This is a genomic window from Flavobacterium sp. ARAG 55.4, assembly GCF_051846875.1.
Classification (GTDB): Bacteria; Bacteroidota; Bacteroidia; order Flavobacteriales; family Flavobacteriaceae; genus Flavobacterium; species Flavobacterium plantiphilum.
This window is the reverse complement of record NZ_JBPYCT010000013.1, coordinates 70745-92500: the sequence shown is the minus strand read 5'-3', so window position 1 is coordinate 92500 and position 21756 is coordinate 70745. Positions and strand designations below refer to the sequence as shown.

The window sequence follows — 21756 nt, the reverse complement described above, 5'->3', positions numbered from 1 at the left end:
TTAAATTTTTATTCTTCGGTGGTTCTTTGAGTGATGATAAGATTGAAATATAAATAGGTACAATTTGTACTAACTTTTAGTCACAAATTTTTCATACTGACAAAGGAAGCTTTGTATTAAGTGGATTAAAATATTTGAATGTGGCTTGCTTGTTTATTGTTGCAGGCTCGGAAAGAACTTTTTCGCTATCGTGTTAAAGTATTTTTAGCTACAAGATTGTCATTTCGAGGGACGAAGCAATCTCATTTAGTAACTCGACAAAGTTGCTCATCGTTGAGGGTAAATTAAGCCTTATTTTCGGATTTGCCAAAACATCCCAAATACAAAACCATTTTTCAATTAAGCCAAATGCCCAAATCTCTTGTAGCAAGTGTTGGTAGCTGGCTTTTTATTTAGTTTTCAGATTAGCATTTTTAACTTTTCTTGCGTAATTTTTCAAACCAGATATTTGTTCTGGAGTTTTATGTTCTAAATTCATAAGTTTCTCTTTGAATTTTTCGGTCAAAAAAAGATAATTATTTGTAACAACAACACCAGTAACTGTTGGTCTATAAGTTTTATAAAAAGTTTTTTGATGACTTATAATAAAATTGTCATTTATGATAATTTCTATAATTTGAGGAATTATATTTTTAAAGTCATCTTTTGAAGAAAAAGTTAAGTCGTCTATAAATGAAGAAAAAGTTAGATTATTTTTTTCTGCTAAAGCTTGTAATTTCATACCAGTTTTAACAAATACAAGATTAGAAATTGTTGGTGAAGTTGGTGCGCCTTGTGGCAATCTTCCTTGATATGTAGTAAGTTTTGTTAAAATCCTTGAGACGGTAGGTGAAAAGTTGTTGTAAATGAACATTTCATATACTTGCTTATTAAATATCGATGGGAAATAATTTGACAAATCAGTTGTAAAATTATACTTTTTACCTCTATGAATTAGAGCATTTTGTACATTATCTTTCCCTTTAACAGCACCAAAAGCATATTCAGGAAGTTTAATTTTAGCAATTATATTTTTTTGAATTCTTGATTGAACTATTTTTAGTTCATTAATGCTTGGATTTAATGTTCTAAAAAGTTGCTTGCCTTTTTTAAATTTGGGATTCTTTTCTTTATCTAATTTAGGTTCGCTTTTTGTATAATAATAATTGTCAGCAGTATTTGACAAATGCAGTAATTCCTCAGCATTTAGCTTTAGAATGAATGCGAGATGTTTTACTGTTTTAATACTCATTTTGGAGAGAAAATAATTTAGGATGTCGGTTAGAATAGATTAAAATGGTCATTAAGTTTTTGGAAAATACGGAATAAATTATATAACCTGTTAGACAATACGAATATATCCGTTGGTTTTTCTTTTATTCTTTTAATCCAGTTAGCAACTAAACTACTAGTTTTAACTTTCTCCGAGAACGAACTACGGTTCTCATTTTGAACTTGATGTTTCACTTTACGCAAAACACTGCTTTTCTTCTTTTTTTTCATTGTAATGTAATTTTAATTAGGCACTATTGCCTGTTACATTTCAATGTACCCGTAATTAAAATTCTAGTCGTAGTTCATTTTCATCCCAAATAAATTCCTGTTACATAAAAAAATATAACTAATTAGCTTCTATACTATTCAGTACTTCACTAGATGTGAGGGTAGTTGAATAATCTCGGAACTGGACCTTAAAAGGTTGTGTAACTTAATACACTTTAAAAAACAATTCTAACAGGGTGTCAAAAAAGCATATCTCAAAGAACATAATAATGCAAATTTATTTTAAAAAAGTAAGAAAGTCAATAATAAAAAAGAGAAAGTTGTTAACAGTTTTTTCCACGTTTGCTGTAAGCTTGCTACCAACTAGTATATAAGCGAAATAAGACTTCGTTAATACACCTCATTTTGGGTAGATTGGCGAAGTTATGTTTCGTTTTATTTATTTCTCAAATATATCAAAATATCTTTACAAAAGTTATTATAAAAACAAAACGAACTAAATAGCCCTGATGGAAGTGGCATCCTCTTGTCTCGTCCTAAAAGACGAGACAAGAGATAGAACGGACAGCAGGAGGGAAGTGCTTATGGAAATCAATAGTTGTGCTTCTAAAACCTTCAAAATCAATATTAAAGTTATTATTTTACTTTTGTGATGATTATCAGCGGGATTTGTTTTGTAGTTTCGTAAAAAAGAATTAATTTTGCGCACCTTTTGGTGAATAAGAGTTTCCTTTAGGTATCAACTAATTATACAAACAACTTCTGTTGTTTGCTATCACATTAAGAAGCTCGAGCGAACACAGAATACAAATTTTTTATCAGAACATATGTCTGAACAAATTAAATCACAAGAAGAGTTTTTAGCAAATTTTAACTGGCACAACTTTGAAGAAGGTATTGATGCAGTAGATGAAAAAAACTTACAAGAGTTTGAAGAACTAGTATCTAAAACTTTCATTTCTACAGATCAGGAAGAAGTAGTTGAAGGAGTTGTAGTTAGAATTACAGATAGAGACGTTATCGTTGATATCAATGCTAAATCTGAAGGTGTTATTTCTTTAAATGAATTCCGTTACAATCCAAACTTAAAAGTAGGTGACAAGGTTGAAGTATTAATCGACATCCGTGAGGATAAAACAGGTCAATTAGTATTGTCTCACCGTAAAGCACGTACTATCAAGTCTTGGGATAGAGTTATTGCTGCTAATGAAACTGGAGAAATCGTTAATGGTTTCGTTAAATGTAGAACTAAAGGTGGTATGATCGTTGACGTTTTTGGAATTGAAGCGTTCTTACCAGGATCTCAAATTGACGTTAAGCCAATTAGAGACTACGATGTTTATGTAAATAAAACTATGGAATTCAAAGTGGTAAAAATCAACCACGAATTCAAAAATGTTGTTGTATCTCACAAAGCGCTTATCGAGGCTGATATTGAAGTACAGAAAAAAGAAATCATCGGTCAATTACAAAAAGGACAAGTATTAGAAGGTGTTGTTAAAAACATTACTTCTTACGGTGTGTTTATTGACTTAGGTGGTGTTGACGGATTAATCCACATTACTGACCTTTCTTGGTCAAGAATCAACCACCCATCTGAAGTTCTTGAATTAGACCAAAAATTAAATGTTGTAATCCTTGATTTCGATGATGAGAAAACAAGAATTCAATTAGGATTGAAACAATTAAACGCTCACCCATGGGATGCATTAGATGCTAACTTAACTGTAGGTGATAAAGTAAAAGGTAAAGTAGTTGTTATTGCTGATTACGGAGCATTTATCGAAGTTGCTGAAGGTGTTGAAGGTTTAATCCACGTTTCTGAAATGTCGTGGTCTACTCATTTACGTTCTGCTCAAGATTTCGTAAAAGTAGGTGATGTTGTTGAGGCTCAAATCTTAACTTTAGACAGAGACGATCGTAAGATGTCATTAGGTATCAAACAATTATCTCAAGATCCATGGACTGATATCACTTCTAAATACCCAGTAGGTTCTAAACATACAGGTATCGTTAGAAACTTTACAAACTTTGGTATTTTCGTAGAATTAGAAGAAGGAATTGATGGATTAATCTATATCTCTGACTTATCCTGGACTAAGAAAATCAAACACCCATCTGAATTTGTAAACGTTGGTGAAAAATTAGACGTAGTTGTATTAGAGTTAGATGTTGAAGGACGTAAATTATCTTTAGGTCACAAACAAACTACTGCTAATCCTTGGGATCAGTATGAGGATTCATTCGCTGTTGGAACTATCCACAACGGAGAAATCTCTGAAATCGTTGACAAAGGAGCTACTGTAGAATTTGGAGATGATATCGTTGCTTTCATTCCTACTCGTCACCTTGAAAAAGAAGACGGTAAGAAATTGAAAAAAGGAGAATCTGCAGATTTCAAAGTAATCGAATTCAACAAAGAATTCAAAAGAGTAGTTGCTTCTCACACAGCTATCTTCCGTGAAGAAGAAGAGAAAAACGTGAAAGCTGCAACTGAAAATACTTCAAATGCTTCTACTAATGCACCAGCTGCAACTTTAGGAGATAACAATGATGTATTAGCTGCTTTGAAAGCTAAAATGGAAAAATCTGAGAAAAAATAATTCTCAAACTTTTTTATAATTTAAAGGTCCCGCAAATTGCGGGACCTTTTTTTTTTTGAAATATTTTTTACTTAATTTTAAAAATATAAAAAGCTATAGTTTATTTTAAAAGCAGTTTTGTCTAAATAAAATGTAGAATGCTTTAATGTATTTTGTCGATTTTTTTTGATATTCTTACTGCTTTATTTCTTACATTCGCTTACTTTACTCCAAATTTAACCTAAAAAGTACTGTATGATAGTAAAACTACTTTCTTTTATAAAAACCAGTTTTATAAAATGTTCTTTTCTTTTTTTGTGCCTTTTATCCACAAACAGTTATTCGCAATGTGCAGGTGAAGATGCCACGGTCACCATTTGTAATATTCAGGATCCCGTTAATAAAAGTATTAATCTTTTTAATCTGTTAGGTGGAAGTCCGATACCGGACGGAACCTGGATAGATAATTCAAAACCGCTTGGAGATAATACCTTTAACGGAATATTGGATGCTCAGTCGCTCAGAAACAGCGGTATTTACAGTTATACCTATGTTCAGGATCCTTCAGGCTGTACGAATAATCAAGCCACAGTTATTGTTACAATTGGACCTTATGCCGGGGTTCCAAGTCCTAATATTACTACTTGTGATGATGTAGAGTCGTTCAATTTATTTCAGGCTTTTGACGGAACACAATTAGCTCCGCAGCAAAATGGTAGGTGGACTGCTAATAATACTCCGGCTACATTGTCAGGAAATATTATTAATCCAAAAGTTTTAGGTACAGGCACTTATTCATATACCTATACGATTCCGGCTTTGGATACATGTCCGGAACAATCAGCTACTGTTTCTGTTTCGGTATTTCGTAAACCAGTATCGGGGAGTCCTACGCATTTAAGAGTATGTAGTACGGATGACTTAACAGTCTATAGTAATTTAAATTTGAATGAACGATTAGCTAATGAAGATGCGGGTGGAAGATGGACAGAGCTGTCGGGAACAAGTGAATTGTCAAATTCTGTTGATAATATAATTGATGTAACACGTATCTATAATACATTAGGTGCAGGTACTTATAGTTTTAGATATACTGTTTTATCTTCAAATCCTATTTGCACGAATTCACAATCGACAGTTCAAATTATAATTGAAGATCCATTGGATTTTACAGGAAGTACTTTAGTGGTGAATTCGGATATTTGTGAAGACGAAATAACATCTGCCACTTATTCAGCAACTTTAACCAAAGGGCCTCAACCTATTCCTGATGGGAATTATAATGTAACTTATTCTATAAACAATGGCAGTACTACAAAAAACATTACAGTTAATGGGAATTTTATAAGCGGAACTTTTGTTTTTGATGTTGATCGTTTAAATCTTCCCGCCGTAGCTAATTATACTTTTACAATTAAAAACATTGTAAAAACATCGTCTTCGGGCATTTGTAATAATATAATTGGAGTTATTTCAGATGTTTTATCCATTTCTCCATTACCACGAATTAATGATGCAACTCTAACAATTAATCCGGTTTGTAGTGGATATGATGCTGAAGTTGAAATTTCAGGAAACACTAATTTAGCCAATGGAAATTACAGAATAGTTTATAGTTTATCCGGCGATAATGTAGCTAGTAATCAGGCTTTAGAATTCACTGCTGTAAATGGAACAGCTTCATTTTCTATACCTGCAAATTTACTTACCAATGTAGGTACTAATATTGTATTTACAATTAATAATATCATTAATTTAACAACTTCTTGTTATAATACAGCCACTTTATCAAAAGGGTTTATAATTAATGCTACGCCTGATGTCTCAGGAATTTCTTTAGATATAAAGAATGAATGTTTAGAAGGCGATACGGTGGTTGAGTTATCCGGTTTAGGAGATGTAACTAATCTTACTTTTGATTATTCGTTAACAGGAGCAAATGTATCTGAAAATCAAACAATTAGTGCAGAAGTTAATTCAGGAAAAGCGAGTTTTATTATACCAATGTCCGTTTTAGTAAATATTGGAACTACAAATTTTACTCTTAATTCTTTAATCGATGATTCAAACGGTTGTAGTGCTATTGTGGTAGATAATAACACTGCTTCATTTACGCTTGACAAGTGTATTGTTTTTATTCCGGATGGTTTTTCGCCAAATGGAGATACTGTGAATGATACTTTTAGAATACCTCAAATTGAATTCTTGTATCCTGATTTTTCATTAGAAATTTTTAACAGATATGGTAATATACTTTTCAAAGGGAATAAAAATAAACCGGCCTGGGATGGTAGAAATTCAGATTACAAAATAGGAATTGATGGTGTAGCTCCAAACGGAGTTTACTTTTATATTCTTCATTTTAATAAAGGAAATAAAAAACCAGCTCAGGGGAGACTATACTTAAACCGATAGTTGATTTTGTTACACTAAAATTAAATTTCTAATGAAAAGAAAAATACTTATTATAAGCTTTTTATTAATCATAATAAAAGCATCAGCCCAACAAGATCCTGAATACACTCATTATATGTACAATATGAATATTGTCAATCCGGCTTATGCAACCGGTACGCAGGCAATGTTAGATTTTGGTGTTTTATATCGTTCGCAATGGGCAGGAATAGAAGGAGCTCCTAAAACCTTCAATTTTTTTGGGCATACTTCTTTAACTAAAAAAGTAGAAATGGGCTTTTCATTAATCTCTGACGATATTGGTGACGGAGCAAAAAAAGAAGATAATTTTTATGCTGATTTTGCCTATGTTTTAGATTTGAATGCTACAGCCAAATTATCTTTAGGATTGAAAGCGGGTTTCACTTCCTTTAAAACTAATTTTAACGGATTTCAATTTGAAAGTGGTGGCTCGTCAACAGATCCCGCTTTTGAAGAAAATATAAATAATGTATTTCCTAACATAGGCGTAGGAGCTTATTACTTTACAGATCATTATTATTTAGGTTTGTCAGCACCAAATCTACTTTCTTCTAAACACATCGAAGAACGTGCCGGAATCAATGCTTTTGGTTCCGAAAAAATTCACATGTTTTTTACCGGAGGTTATGTTTTTGACTTATCCGATACTTTTAAATTGAAGCCGGCATTTATGTCTAAAATTGTGGCCGGTTCAGCAATTTCTTTAGATGTTTCTGCCAATGTATTGTTTAATGAAAAATTTGAATTGGGTGCTTCGTATCGATTTGATGATTCGGTGAGTGCTTTGATGAGTATTAAAGTTTCCCCAACTATCAATGTTGGTTATGCTTACGACTATACGACTTCTAATTTAGGGCAGTTCAATTCCGGGACTCATGAAGTTTTTGTTTTGTTTAATATCGATCTTTTAGGGAAAGGATATGATAAATCACCTAGATTCTTTTAATATGACAGCAATGAAAAGAATATACTTTATTTTAATTGTATTTACATTACAATTTACTCAGGCGCAAACACAGGATTTACAAAGAGCCAAACGCTTATTTGACAGAACATACTATAGCGAGGCTATTCCGGTGTATGAAAGAATTATAGAGAGGAACCGCTCTTTAGAAGTGGTAAAAAACTTAGCCGACAGCTATTATTATACGAGTGATTATGCGAATGCTCAGCGACAGTATCGTTTTTTGATTTCCAGATTTCCCGAAGCAGCTGACGCTGAATATTATTTTAAATATTCGCAGACTTTAAAAGCATCCGGAAATTATGACGAAGCCAATAAAGTATTACGTGATTATTATTTGAGTACCAATAACCAAAAAGCAATTGAGAATCTTGAAAAAGAAAATTTAATTTTAGAAAATATCTCGGCTTTAGGTAATCGGTTTGCTATTAAAAACATGAATATCAATACGCCAAATTCAGAATTTGGTGCTGTTCCTTTAGGAAATAAACTTGTCTTCTCAGCTGTAAAACGAAAGCCTTTTACTTTTGAAAAAGTGTACAAATGGAATAATGAGAGTTACTTAGATATCATGTCGGTTTCACTTAAAAATGTGAATGTTGATTCTATTAAAAAGTTTGCTGTCGAATTAGATTCTCCTTTGCACGAATCGAATGCTGTTTTTACAAAAAACGGAAAAACAGTATATTTTACACGTAATAATTCTAAAGACGGTGCAAGAGTTAAAAACGAAGATAAAGTTTCTGTTCTTCAAATTTTCAGAGCTGAATTGATTGATGGAAAATGGCGAAATATAACCGCTTTACCTTTTAATAGTGATAATTATTCAGTGGAACATCCTGCTTTAAGTCCGGATGAAAAAACCTTGTATTTTGCTTCAGATATGCCGGGTTCTTTAGGTTCTTTCGATATTTACAGTGTAGCTATTTTAGGTTCAGATTATGGAACCCCTAAAAATCTTGGATCCAAAATTAATACGGATAAAAAAGAACAGTTTCCGTTTATTTCAAAGGATAATAAACTCTATTTTTCGTCAAACGGTCATGCAGGATACGGCTTCATGGATATTTTTGTTTCTGCGATGAAAAATAACGAATTCACTACACCTTTAAATATTGGTTTACCGGTAAATTCAGGTTATGATGATTTTTCATTTGTAATTGATTCCGATAAACAACATGGTTATTTTGCTTCGAACCGGAAAGGAGGAAAAGGAGCTGATGATATTTATGAAATTAGTGAAATTCAGCCTTTAGTAGTCGAAAATTGCATGCAGTATATATCAGGAATTATTACCGATACCGATACGAAACTTCCGCTGAATAAAGCTATAGTGAGTTTAAAGGATATAAGTGATAAAGAAATTGAAACAGTGATAACTACTGCCGACGGGCGTTTTTCTTTTTCAGTAGATTGTGAAAAAAGTTATGCTGTACACGCTTCTAAAGTGGATTATACAAAAGCTTCTAAGTTCTTAAAATTGTATAAAGACAGAAAGAAAATCAATGATGCTTCAATGGCTTTAAAATCTCCTGAAGCTGTTAAAAAAGAAGCCGCAATCCAAGCAGAAAAAGCTAAAATTGAAAAAGAAACTGCAGCTAAAAAAGCAGTTTCAGAAGCTGAAATCAGAAAAAAAGAGAAGATTGCCGCTATTGTTACTGCCGAAAAAGATATTGTTAAAGACAAAGAGCGTTTATTGATTAAAACGGATCCCATTTATTTTGATTATGATTTATGGTATATTAGAAAAGAATCAAAACCAATTTTGAATAAAGTAATTGATTTGATGAAAAAATATCCGGAAATGGTAGTCGAAATAGGTTCTCACACCGATAATCGCGGAAATGATAAATACAATTTAGATTTATCAGCCAAAAGGGCTAATTCTACCAGAGATTATTTTTTAAGTCAAGGTATTCCTGCCAAGCGAATTTTTGCAAAAGGCTATGGAGAAACCGTTCAGATTATAAAATGCCAGCCAAGTGAATCCTGCTCCGAAGAACAACACGAATTGAATCGTAGAAGTGAGTTTGTGATTAAGAATTTATAAACAGGATTTAAAAAAGAGAGTAAAATGAGGTTCACAGAACCTCATTTTTTATTTTATATTGTTTTTAATGATTTAAAAATAAGCAGCTTATATTTTTTTTGTTTTTTTTAAAACCAAATCGAATCTATTACCGTAAATGCTTTTATATAACTTTAAAAAAAGTATCATTATGAAAACCAGAAAATTTTTATCAGTAGCATTTTTTGCATTAGTATTTGGAGCCACTTCGTTCGCTCAGAAAACAGTAACGGTTGGTGGAGCTCCAATGTATCCAACTAAAAATATTATTGAAAATGCTGTTAACTCTAAAGATCATACTACATTAGTTGCAGCAGTAAAAGCAGCCGATTTAGTAGAAACTTTACAAGGAAAAGGACCGTTCACCGTTTTTGCCCCAACAAACGCCGCTTTTGATAAATTACCAAAAGGAACAGTGGAAACTTTATTAAAACCGGAAAACAAAAAAATGTTGCAAACCATTTTAACTTATCACGTAGTAGCGGGAAAAATGAATGCATCAGATATTGCAAAAGCAATTAAAGCCGGAAATGGAAAAGCGACTCTGAAAACAGTAAGTGGCGGAACTTTGACAGCCTGGATGAAAGGAAAAAAATTATATGTTACCGATGAAAAAGGAGGAATGTCTCAGGTTACAATTGCTGATGTAAATCAATCTAATGGTGTAATTCATGTTGTAAATGCTGTTTTGTTACCAAAATCATAGTTGTTTGTTAATAGATTAATTGTTAAAAAGAAAAACCCATTTGCCGCGGCAAATGGGTTTTTTGATATTCCGGTATTTTATTTTTATCTCAAACTGGCTCCCAGTTCTGTTTCAAAATTCTTTTGTAATTTGCCCATGATTTTATCAATCTGAGCATCAGTAAGTGTTTTTGAATCATCCTGAAGGATAAAGCTTAAAGCGTATGATTTTTTTCCTTCCGGCAAGTTTTTACCTTCGTAAACATCAAAGAGATTAATATCTTTCAACAGACTTTTTTCTGTTTGTCTGGCAATAGCATAAATACTGTCGTAACTTACACTTTGATCGAGAAGCAAGGCTAAATCTCTTCGCACTTCAGGATATTTAGTGATTTCGCTGTATCTGATTTTGTTTGGAATTGTTTTTAAAACAGTTTCCCAGTTAAAATCAGCATAAAAAACCTCTTGTTTGATTCCAAAGTGTTTTAGGATTGATTTTTTTACAACACCAAATTCTACCAATACATTATGACCGGTACCTATAGCAATTCCTTCTGAGAAAACATCTGATTTTACAGGACTGTTTTGTGTTTTATGAATTCCTAAACGTAATAAAACTGCATCAATATATCCTTTGAATAAAAAGAAATCTGAAGGTTTTTGAGGATTAGTCCAGTTTTCCTGATTTTTGTTACCGGTTAAAAATAAAGTAAGATGTTTTTGTTCTTCATATCCGGAAAGAAATTTATGGTAGGATTTTCCAAATTCAAACAATCTTAAATCGGCATTTTTACGGTTAATATTATAGGCAATAGCTTCTAATCCTGAAAATAATAAGGATTGACGCATAGTAGCTAAATCATTACTTAACGGATTTAACATGGTTACATTATGCTCTTCTTTTAACATCTCAGAAAGCTGAACATACGAAGCTGTGGTCAATGAATTAGCCATCATTTCGTGAAAACCTTGTGAATTCAGTTGGTTCCCGACAATATTCTGAAGTTTGTAGTCCTCGTTTCTTGGTGCGTTAAAAACGGTCGCATTCAGTTTGTTTGAAAAATCAATTTTATTGTAACCGTAAACTCTCAGGATTTCTTCAATAACATCAATTTCTCTTTGAACATCCACGCGGTAAGCAGGGATTGTAAGACCTAATCCGGCATCTGATACACTGTTTACTTTTATGTCTAATGAAACTAAAATTTGTTTGATAGTGTCTTTTGGTATTTTTTGACCAATAATTTTAGTGACTTTATCAAAATTTAAAAAGACGGTGAAATCCTCAATTTTTTTAGTATAAATATCTGTAAGCTCAGAAGTTATGTTTCCACCGGCAACTTCCTGAATCAATAAAGCAGCACGTTTTAAGGCATAAGCTGTTATGGTAGGATCAATTCCTCTTTCAAATCTAAAAGAAGCATCCGTGTTTAACTGATGTCTTTTGGCTGTTTTTCGGATGCTGACCGGATTAAAATAAGCACTTTCTAAGAAAATTGCAGTAGTATTATTGGTAACACCAGAATTTTGCCCGCCAAAAACCCCTGCAATACACATTGGACCTTTATCATCACAAATCATCAGGTCTTCTTCATGTAGGGTTCTTTCAACTTCATCCAGAGTGGTGAATTTTGTACCCGCTTCAACTGTTTTTACATGAATTTTACCATTAATTTTTGCAGCATCAAAAGCGTGTAATGGCTGACCTAAATCATGCAGAACATAATTGGTTACATCAACAATATTATTTTTTGGATTGATTCCAATAGCTTTCAGACGATCCTGCAGCCATGCTGGTGAAGGTTTAACCGTAATTCCTGAAATGGTAACACCACAATAACGTGGGGCTAAAAGCGGAGCATCAACTTTAACATCTATTTTTAAAGTACGCATGTCTACTCTGAAATTACTCACTGATGGTGTGATTAATTCAACGCTAACTCCGTTTTGCAATAATCCGGCTCTCAAATCTCTTGCTGTACCTAAATGGCTCATCGCATCGGCGCGATTTGGCGTTAAGCCAATTTCAAAAACTTCGTCATTTTCTATTTTGAAAACTTTTGCCGCGGGAGTTCCGGGAACCAAATCCGGATCTAAAACCATTATTCCGTCATGACTTTCTCCTAGACCTAATTCGTCTTCAGCGCAAATCATTCCGTGACTTTCCTGTCCGCGGATTTTTCCTTTTTTTATGGTAAATGGATTTCCTTCTTTATCGTATAATACGGTTCCAATAGTAGCTACAGGTACTTTTTGACCGGCGGCTACATTTGCAGCACCACACACAACTTGTATTGGAGTTCCGGTTCCTACATCAACTGTGGTCACTTTTAGTCTGTCAGCATCGGGATGTGGTTCACAAGTAAGTACATGTCCTACTACGATACCTTCTAATCCTCCTTTGACAGATTGATATTTTTCAACAACTTCTACTTCAAGACCTAAATCAGTCAGTAATGCTGCTGTTTCTTCTGAATTCCAATCGGTTTTAATGAATTGTTTTAACCAGTTGTATGATATTTTCATTTCTAAATTTTAATAAGGTTGCAAATATAAACATTGTCAGCCGAGCTTCAAAGTTATTAAAGTCTCTTTTTGTTATTTAAAATGAATGTAATTTTGAATTTTCAAAATTGATTTTTATATAATCTAAAGCAATTCTTCTACATGTTTTTTTATGTTTTCGGCAATTTTAGCAGTAGGTAAATCATTTGCATCATGTCCAAATGGTTCTTCAATTTCCTCGGCTATAAGTTCTAAGCTCGCCAATACATAAAAAATAAAAACAACTACCGGAATGACAAAATACCCCAGATTAAAAACATAACCAAAAGGCAGTGTCATGACATAGAAAAAAATAAATTTTTTAAGAAATACACTGTAAGAATAGGGAATAGGTGTGTTCTTAATTCGTTCACAAGCACCACAAATATCTGTAAAAGACTGAATTTCGCTGTTCAGAATAATCAATTGGTCGCCTGTGATTTTTTGATTTTTATACAGCTCATTAATTCTCATAAACATCATTTTTGCCACCTGATTAGGACGGTGATAATGATGATCTGCAGGCAGGATAATATCTTCTGATAATTGCTTACTTGTTTCTTCATCTTTTAAATGTTTATTCAAAATAGAAGCATAACCGGGAATGATTTTTCTAAAGAAAGCACGGTCTTTTTCATCATCTAAAATAGCATGAAGCTTTAAGGCCAAATTACGGCTGTTGTTGACTAAAGCTCCCCATAATTTACGTCCTTCCCACCAGCGGTCGTAAGCAGTATTGGTTCGGAAAACCAATAAAAGCGAAATAACAAATCCCAGCATGCCGTGCATTATAGAAATGTTTTTTACGCGGCTGTCTTCAGGCAAGTCCCAGTATTCGAGTTCGAGATAAGCTACTGCCGCCGAATAAAATCCGATTAACAGAATTAAAGGAAATAACTTTCGGAAAGTATCAGCTTTGTGAAAACGGAACACAAAAGTAATCCAGTCTTTTGGGTCGTATGAAATCATATCAGTTAATTTAGCGTAAAATTAATTTTTTATTGTGGCATTTTAAATAAATAAACCTCAAAAACGACTTGAAAAAGCTGTATTTGAGGTTTTAATTTGTCGGGTATATATTTTAATAATCCAGTTTTCCGGCTAATTCTTTCAGAGCGATTTCGGATAATTTTGCCTGAAACTGAGCATTGCTGTAACGAACGGTTGCATTGACATAATTCAATTGTGCGGTTCGGAATTCTAATGTTGTAATCGTTCCAATGTGGAATTTGTCCAGCGTGATGTCCAGATTTTTTTTAGCAATTGCCTGATTTGTCTGTTCTAGTTCAATGAGTTCTAAATTGGTTAAATAAGTTTGAAAGGCGGTAGCCAGCTGCGTTTCAATATTTAGATTTTGCTGTTCAATTTGTAATTTCGCATTATCAATCGCCAGATGAGCTATTTTTTCATTCCGATGTTGGGCAAAGCCGTCAAATAAATTCAGTGAAGCACTAAAACCATAATTAAACCCTCTTGCCGAAGATTGGGTGGTAAAACCTAAACTGGATTGTGTTTCAGAAAAATTATAACCAGAGCTGACTCTTATTGTGGGGTATCTGGTTGATTTTACTTGTTTCAATTGCAGTTCGGCAACTCTTTTATTGATGATTTGTGCTTGTAATTGTGGGTTTTGTTTTTGTGCCAACTCACTTAATTCATCCAGTTTTAAAGCTGAATCTACGTTAAAAATATCATTTACTATAAAATCAATTTTGGTATCTCTGGCCAGAATCTGATTTAAGAGTGTTTTAGTATTGGAAAACAATTCTTTTTGTCTGAGCAACATCACTTTGTCAGTATTCAAATCAACTTGTGCATTTAAAACCTCCAGCTTTGAAGCTTTGCCGATGCTAAAACGATTCTCGGCTAAAGCTAATCTCTGATTGGAAATGACAAGAGTTGAATCTAAAGCGGCTAATTGCTGTTGTTGTTGAACTAAATCAAAATAGGTTTCATAAACATCGCCAATTTTAGTTAAAATGCTCAGTTTTAATTTTGATTCCCCCAACTTTTGAAGTTCCTGAAATTGCGCTCTTTTGGCAAACATACTCATGCCGTCAAAAATCGTCCAGCCTAAACTCACGCCGTAATTCAGACTGTTGTTTTTAGCATTATTTAAGCTGTTTTCCGTTCCGTCAATGCGAATTTGGGATAGATTCTGAATGTTGTTGTTATCCACTACATTTGCAGTCAGTGTGGGAAGCATTCCTGCATTACCAATAGTATTATTAGCCTGATCTGCTTTTAAATCATTCGTTGCAATTTTAATTTCGTAGTTGTTTTCTAATGCAATTTTTAAAGCATCTTCAATCGTCAGCATTTGCTGTGCCCGCAGTGATGTTGCTGAAAGAAGTATTAAAATTAGTAACTGATAGCTGTTTTTTAACTTCATATCTTTTTAATGCTTTTTAGTTTCCTGCTCATATTCTTCGATACGATCAAATTCAGGATAATGTTTTCTGGCTCTGGACCACATAAAATAAATAGCCGGAATCACAAAAAGGGTTAATGCTAATGAAAAAATAGTTCCTCCGACAATTACAACTCCCATTCCAATTCTGCTGGTTGAAGCAGCTCCAAGAGACATGGCGATTGGCAAGGCTCCTAAAGCTATGGCTAAACTCGTCATCAAAATTGGACGTAAACGCGCTTCTGAAGCTTCCATAATGGCCTCATATTTAGATTTTCCCTGTTCGCGTAATTGATTAGCAAATTCGACTATCAAAATACCGTTTTTGGTTACTAAACCAATTAACATAATAGTTCCTATCTGGCTGAAAATATTCCAGGTCTGATCAAAAAGCCATAATGAAAATAAAGCTCCGGCAACTGCCATTGGTACGGTAAGTATAATAACTAAAGGATCGATGAAACTCTCAAATTGGGCTGCTAAAATGAGGAAAATTAATAATAGTGCTAATCCAAATGCAAAAGAAGTATTGGAACTGCTTTCTACAAAATCTCTGGATTCACCACCCAAATCGGTTGTAAAGGTATCGTCTAAAACTTTGGCTTTTATCTGATTCATGGCTGCAATACCATCGCCAATACTTTTGCCCGGCGCAAGTCCTGCAGAGACTGTTGCCGACATATACCGATTGTTATGATACAATTGTGGCGGATTGCTTTGTTCTTCCACTTTTACCACATTATCCATCTGAATCAGCTGTCCTTTGTTGTTTTTGACAAACATAGAAGTCAAATCCAATGGTTTGGAACGGTCTTGCTGATCAAACTGACCAATTACCTGATATTGTTTTCCGTTTTTAATAAAATATCCAAAACGCTGACCACTTAATGAAAGCTGCAATGTTTGTGCAATATCAACTATCGAAATACCTAAACTCTCTGCTTTTGCACGATCAATGGCTACATTTAGTTCTGGTTTATTGAATTTTAAATTTACATCGGTAATTGAGAAAACTTCACTGTTGCCTACTTCTTCCATAAATAATGGAATTTTTTCACGAAGTTTCTCAAATGTAGGTGCCTGAATGATATACTGAATAGGTAATCCACCACGCCTGTTTACTGAGATGGTGGGTTGCTGGATAACAGATATTTTAGCGTCCGGATATTTTTTAGTCCATTGCGATAATTTATCAGCAATTTCTTTTTGGGATCTGTCTCTTTCATCCGGTTGCGTTAATGAAAGTCTGATAAAGCCGGAATTGGCAGCCGCACCTCCGGAATTGGGTGCAGTAAGTACCAGACTTACTTTTTTCTCAGGAATAGAATCGTCTACCAGTTGTGAAATCTCCTGCATAAAACGATTGGTATATTCATAAGTTGATCCCTCAGGTGTGGTCATACGCATTACTACAGAGCTTCGGTCATCATAAGGAGCTGTTTCTTTAGGAAGTATGGTGAAAAATAAATAAATCATTCCAAAACAGACAATCAAAATAGGAAAACTAATCCACTTTTTATTCATAAAAGTCGACAATGATTCGGCATAACCGCTGTTTAGTTTCTCAAAATAGGGTTCTGTTTTAAGGTAGAATTTTGATTTTTTCTGTTTGCCGCCTTTCATTAAATAGGCATTCAGCATCGGGGTTAAAGTCAGGGACACAAATGCCGAAATTAAAACAGCAGAACCAATAACGACACCAAATTCACGGAAAAGACGACCCACAAACCCTTCTAAAAAGATTACCGGTAAAAATACCGCTGCCAGTGTTACTGAAATTGAAATTACAGCGTAGAAAATTTCGTTGGAACCTTTTATTGCCGCTTCAATTGGTGACATTCCTTCTTCTACTTTTTTGAAAATATTTTCGGTTACTACAATCCCGTCATCGACTACTAAACCTGTTGCCAAAACAATCGCCAAAAGGGTTAATACATTAATAGAAAATCCCAACAGCCACATAATAAAGAAAGTAGCAATTAAGGAAACAGGGATGTCAATTAAAGGTCTGAAAGCAATTGCCCAGTCTCTGAAAAACAGATAAATAATAATGATTACTAAAAGAATCGAAATTCCTAGTGTTTCAACTACTTCTAATACTGATTTTTTTACAAAAGCAGTATTGTCTAAGGCAATATTGAGTTTGATATCTTTAGGTAAATCCTTTTTTAACGCCTCATATTTTTTATAAAACTCTTTTGAAATATCTAAATAATTAGCGCCCGGCATGGGTACAATAGCCATCCCAATCATTGGAAGTCCTGATGATGTTAATCCGCTTTCAATATTTTCAGGTCCCAGTTCAGCAGTTCCAATGTCACTAAAACGAACAATTTTGTCTCCGTCTGTTCGGATAATGATATTGTTAAATTCTTCGGCTTTGGATAAATTACCAATCGTTTTTACGGTAAGTTCAGTATTTTTTCCGGTCAGTTTTCCTGATGGTAATTCTACATTCTGAGCATTTAAAGCATCACGAACTTCAGAAACAGTACAACCATAAGCGGCTAATTTTACAGGGTCGATCCATAAACGCATCGCATAGCGTTTTTGTCCCCAAATCTGAACGGCACTAACACCCGGAATAGTTTCTAAACGCTGAGAAATTACATTTTCGGCATAATCACTTAATTCCATCTGGTTGCGGCTGTCACTTTGTAAAGTCATAGAAATAATTGACTCGCTATCGGCATCTGCCTTGGAAACTACCGGAGGAGCGTCAATGTCTTTAGGTAGGTTTCGAACTGCCTGCGAAACTTTGTCACGGACATCATTTGCTGCATCTTCTAAGTTTTTATCCAGATTAAATTCGATGGTGATATTGCTGTTTCCCTGATTGCTCGAGGAAGTAATATTCCGAATTCCGTCAATAGCATTTACCGCTTTTTCAAGAGGTTCGGTGATTTGAGATTCAATAATATCCGAATTAGCTCCAGTGTAAGATGTTTTTATGGAAACCTGAGCCGGATCAATGGAAGGGAATTCCCGTACTCCCAAAAAAGTATAACCAAGAAAACCGAACAATATGATTAAAAGATTCAGTACAATGGTTAATACGGGTCTTTTTATACTTGTAGTTGATAAACTCATTTTTTTTGAATTATAAATTATGAGTTATGAAGTATGATTAATGAATTATGAGTTTCAAATGCGAATTGATTTTAAAACTTATAATCTAAATTCATAACTTATAACTTTACTTTCACTTTCACCTTCACCGGCGTACCATCTTTTAAAGACATTACGCCACTTGTAATTAGTGTGTCTCCTGCTTTTAATCCGGAAAGAATTAAAATCTCAGCAGCTGTTCTTGTAGTTGCTTCAACCATCACTTCTTTGGCTTTTCCCATATTTGAAACGTATACTTTTTTCCCTTCCTGAACTGGAATTATGGATTCTGATGGAACTACAATAGCATCTTTGATAATGGCTAAAGGTAATTTTACATCGGCAAAAGTACCGGGAAAAAGTTTTCCGTCGGCATTGTCAGCAATAGCACGAATTTGTAATGTTCGGGTCGCTACTTCTACCTCTGGCTCTACAGCATAAATAGCAGCTTTATACACTTTGTCAGATCCTGAAACTGTAAAATCAATAACAGCATCCGACTGCACCTGAGAGGCATACTTTTCAGGAATAGAAAAAGTAATTTTTAATTTAGCCGTATTGACTAATTTTGCGACTAAAACAGCAGGAGTAATATAAGTTCCTACAGATATAGAACGCAAACCTATTTTTCCTGTAAATGGCGCTCTAACAACAGTTTTCGCTAACTGGGCTTTTATTAATTGGCTTTGTGCTTTTGCAGAAGCATATTCGGCTCTGGCCACATCATATTCTTCCTGACTTATGGCTTCTTTTTCTAATAAAAGTTTGGCTCTTCTTTCATTTTCGGCGGCTAAAGTCTCTTTGGTGGTCGTCTGACTTAGTTGTGCTCTTAATTCAGAATCATTTACTTTAAATAATAATTGCCCTTTGGTTACCTGACTTCCTTCTTTAAAATTGATGCTTTCGACAATTCCTGAAACTTCTGAGCGAATTTCCACCTGCTCATTGGCTTCAATAGAACCGGATAAAGAAAGATTATTATCGAAAGTTTGTGGCTGTATTATAATCCCGTCAACATTCACCGGACCTTTAGTATTTGATTTGTTTTTAGAATTTTCCGAATCATTTTTATTTTCCATAACCCGATAGGTCACAAATGAACCCAATCCTATGATTAATAAAGCGTAGATTAAGTTTTTTATTTTCATATAAAAGATTTGTTTTTAAAGCGCTGTATTCTGTTTTTTTTTGCAAGTTAATTTTTATTTAATTGTGGTAAATAAAAATAGGTAAATTAAATACAATTTAACCGCAATAAATAAGTTGGAGCTGTTGACCAATAGGTGGTTTGACTTGTTTTTTGTACAAAGGTTTATTTGAATTATTAAAAATAAAAATAATACTTTTAAAAGAGGGAGTTTTAACTAATGTAGTTCCAGATGTTTTTTTTCTTCGTCAATTCCAGATAAACAGCTTTTAAGATAGCATGTTCCGGTTTTTGTAACGGAGCATCTTCAGAAAGTATTTTTATAGCATGCGCTCTTGCCAGAGATAAAATTTCCCTGTCTTTAACAATATCGGCTATTTGAAGATTGAGTACGCCGCTTTGCTGGGTTCCCATAAGATTTCCGGGTCCACGCAATTTTAAATCTACTTCTGAAATTTCAAAACCATCATTAGTCCGTACCATTGTTTCCATTCGGGTTTTGCTGTCAGCACTTAGTTTATGACTGGTCATCAAAATACAATAACTCTGATCGGCACCACGTCCTACACGACCACGCAACTGATGCAATTGAGAAAGTCCAAAACGTTCGGCACTTTCAATAATCATTACGGATGCATTAGGTACATTTACACCTACTTCGATAACGGTAGTGGCTACCATAATGTTTGTTTTTCCTTCGGAAAAGCGTTTCATTTCGGCATCTTTATCGGCTGGCTTCATCTTGCCATGAACAATAGAAATGGCATATTGCGGTAATGGAAAATCTCTCGAAATACTTTCGTAGCCATCCATTAAGTCTTTATAATCCATTTTTTCCGATTCCTGAATCAATGGATAGACAATGTAAATTTGGCGACCAATAGCAATTTCGTCCCGGATAAATTTCCAGACTTTTAACCGGTTACTGTCATACCGGTGAACTGTCTGAATTGGTTTTCGCCCCGGAGGCAATTCGTCAATTACAGAAATGTCTAAATCACCATACAAACTCATCGCTAAAGTACGCGGAATAGGAGTAGCGGTCATCACTAAAATGTGTGGCGGAATATTATTTTTCTTCCACAATTTAGAACGCTGTTCTACGCCAAAACGATGTTGCTCATCTATAATTGCCAGACCTAAATTTTGAAATTTTACTTTGTCTTCCAGTAACGCATGAGTTCCTATAAGAATTTGTAAAGTCCCGTTTTCCAGTGCTTCATGAATGATTTTTCTTTCTGAAGTTTTAGTAGAGCCCGTGAGTATTTTTATGTTTATATTCAGTTTATTAGCTAATTCTGAAAGTCCTGCAAAATGTTGATTGGCTAATATTTCTGTGGGTGCCATCAGGCAGGCCTGAAATCCGTTATCCATAGCCAACAGCATGCTCATAAAAGCGACAATGGTTTTTCCTGAACCTACATCGCCTTGTAATAAACGATTCATTTGAGCATTGCTGCCCATATCTGTTCTTATTTCTTTTATCACCCTTTTTTGGGCATTGGTAAGTTCAAATGGAAGATGGTTTTGGTAGAATTCATTGAAAAATTCGCCTACTTTAGTAAACGGATGCCCTTTAATTTTATGTTTCTGAATCAGGTTTTTCATAATTAGCTGGAGCTGAATGAAAAATAATTCTTCAAATTTTAATCGGAATTGGGCTTTCGCCAAAGCTTCGGCACTTTTTGGAAAATGAATATTGAATAAGGCTGCGTTCTTTGGGATTAACTTCAAGTTTTGTATTAAGTAATCAGGTAAAGTTTCTGAAAATAAAGCTTGTGTTTCTAAAAATAATTGCTGCATCATTTTACTAACTGTGCGGTTTGAAATCCCCCTGTTTGTTAGTGTTTCTGTAGAAGGATACACGGGCTGCATAGCCGAACGCAAACTTTGCTGATGTTCACTCCATAATTCAATTTCAGGATGAGCCATGTTGTACATACCGTTGAACGAAGTGCATTTTCCAAAAATGACTATAGCTTCATTTAATTTCAATGATTCGCGAACCCATTTGTGCCCCTGAAACCAGACGAGTTCCATTTGTCCGGTGTCATCTATAAATGTGGCTACGAGACGTTTTCTGCCTTTGGCAAATTCGACAGTTTTAATATTGATTATTTTTCCAATAATCTGAACCTCGGCAATGTTGTTTTGCAATTCATTAATCTTATAATAACGGGTTCTGTCAATGTAGCGATTAGGATAAAAATTAAGTAAATCCGCATATTTATGAATTCCTAATTCCTTACGCAGCAGTTCGCCTCTGCTGGGACCAACGCCTTTTAAATATTCGATAGGAGTAAGCAGGAGATTATTAGAAGACATGAATTG

12 protein-coding genes are annotated in these 21756 nt (G+C 34.1%); 5 read left to right on the top strand and 7 right to left on the bottom strand.

What is annotated here, in order from left to right; genetic code table 11:
* Nucleotides 1-388: 388 nt before the first annotated feature.
* Complete coding sequence (locus ACSV4D_RS14520) at nt 389-1231, bottom strand: reverse transcriptase family protein (protein ID WP_439228816.1); 843 nt, start codon at nt 1229-1231, stop codon at nt 389-391.
* A gap of 1078 nt (nt 1232-2309) precedes the next feature.
* On the opposite strand from ACSV4D_RS14520, the gene rpsA reads away from it, so the two are divergent.
* The 5 genes from rpsA (at nt 2310) to ACSV4D_RS14495 (ending at nt 10238) form a co-directional block, all read left to right on the top strand.
* Entirely contained in the window at nt 2310-4085 is a 1776-nt protein-coding gene (rpsA, locus tag ACSV4D_RS14515; protein ID WP_408079025.1) for a 30S ribosomal protein S1, read from the top strand.
* Nucleotides 4086-4319: 234 nt separating this feature from the next.
* Nucleotides 4320-6479, top strand: coding sequence for a gliding motility-associated C-terminal domain-containing protein (locus ACSV4D_RS14510; protein ID WP_439228815.1), 2160 nt, complete (start codon nt 4320-4322; stop codon nt 6477-6479).
* A gap of 31 nt (nt 6480-6510) precedes the next feature.
* A complete protein-coding gene (locus tag ACSV4D_RS14505) occupies nt 6511-7446 on the top strand; it encodes a PorP/SprF family type IX secretion system membrane protein (protein ID WP_439228814.1) in 936 nt (311 codons plus the stop codon).
* A gap of 10 nt (nt 7447-7456) precedes the next feature.
* Nucleotides 7457-9514 carry an OmpA family protein gene (locus tag ACSV4D_RS14500; RefSeq protein WP_439228813.1) on the top strand — a complete coding sequence of 686 codons (2058 nt, stop codon included), beginning with the start codon at nt 7457-7459 and terminating at the stop codon, nt 9512-9514.
* A 169-nt stretch (nt 9515-9683) separates the two neighbouring features.
* Complete coding sequence (locus ACSV4D_RS14495) at nt 9684-10238, top strand: fasciclin domain-containing protein (protein ID WP_408079033.1); 555 nt, start codon at nt 9684-9686, stop codon at nt 10236-10238.
* A gap of 83 nt (nt 10239-10321) precedes the next feature.
* On the opposite strand, the gene pheT is transcribed toward ACSV4D_RS14495, so the two are convergent.
* The 6 genes from pheT to recG form a co-directional block, all read right to left on the bottom strand.
* Entirely contained in the window at nt 10322-12742 is a 2421-nt protein-coding gene (gene pheT / locus ACSV4D_RS14490; RefSeq protein ID WP_408079035.1) for a phenylalanine--tRNA ligase subunit beta, read from the bottom strand.
* 123 nt (nt 12743-12865) lie between these two features.
* Nucleotides 12866-13729, bottom strand: coding sequence for a bestrophin family protein (locus tag ACSV4D_RS14485; RefSeq protein ID WP_439228812.1), 864 nt, complete (start codon nt 13727-13729; stop codon nt 12866-12868).
* A gap of 112 nt (nt 13730-13841) precedes the next feature.
* A complete protein-coding gene (locus ACSV4D_RS14480; protein ID WP_439228811.1) occupies nt 13842-15152 on the bottom strand; it encodes a TolC family protein in 1311 nt (436 codons plus the stop codon).
* A gap of 6 nt (nt 15153-15158) precedes the next feature.
* A complete protein-coding gene (locus ACSV4D_RS14475; protein ID WP_439228810.1) occupies nt 15159-18260 on the bottom strand; it encodes an efflux RND transporter permease subunit in 3102 nt (1033 codons plus the stop codon).
* Nucleotides 18261-18358: 98 nt separating this feature from the next.
* Complete coding sequence (locus ACSV4D_RS14470) at nt 18359-19426, bottom strand: efflux RND transporter periplasmic adaptor subunit (RefSeq protein WP_439228809.1); 1068 nt, start codon at nt 19424-19426, stop codon at nt 18359-18361.
* 212 nt (nt 19427-19638) lie between these two features.
* A complete protein-coding gene (gene recG / locus ACSV4D_RS14465) occupies nt 19639-21750 on the bottom strand; it encodes an ATP-dependent DNA helicase RecG (RefSeq protein ID WP_439228808.1) in 2112 nt (703 codons plus the stop codon).
* Between the last annotated feature and the right edge of the window lie 6 nt (nt 21751-21756).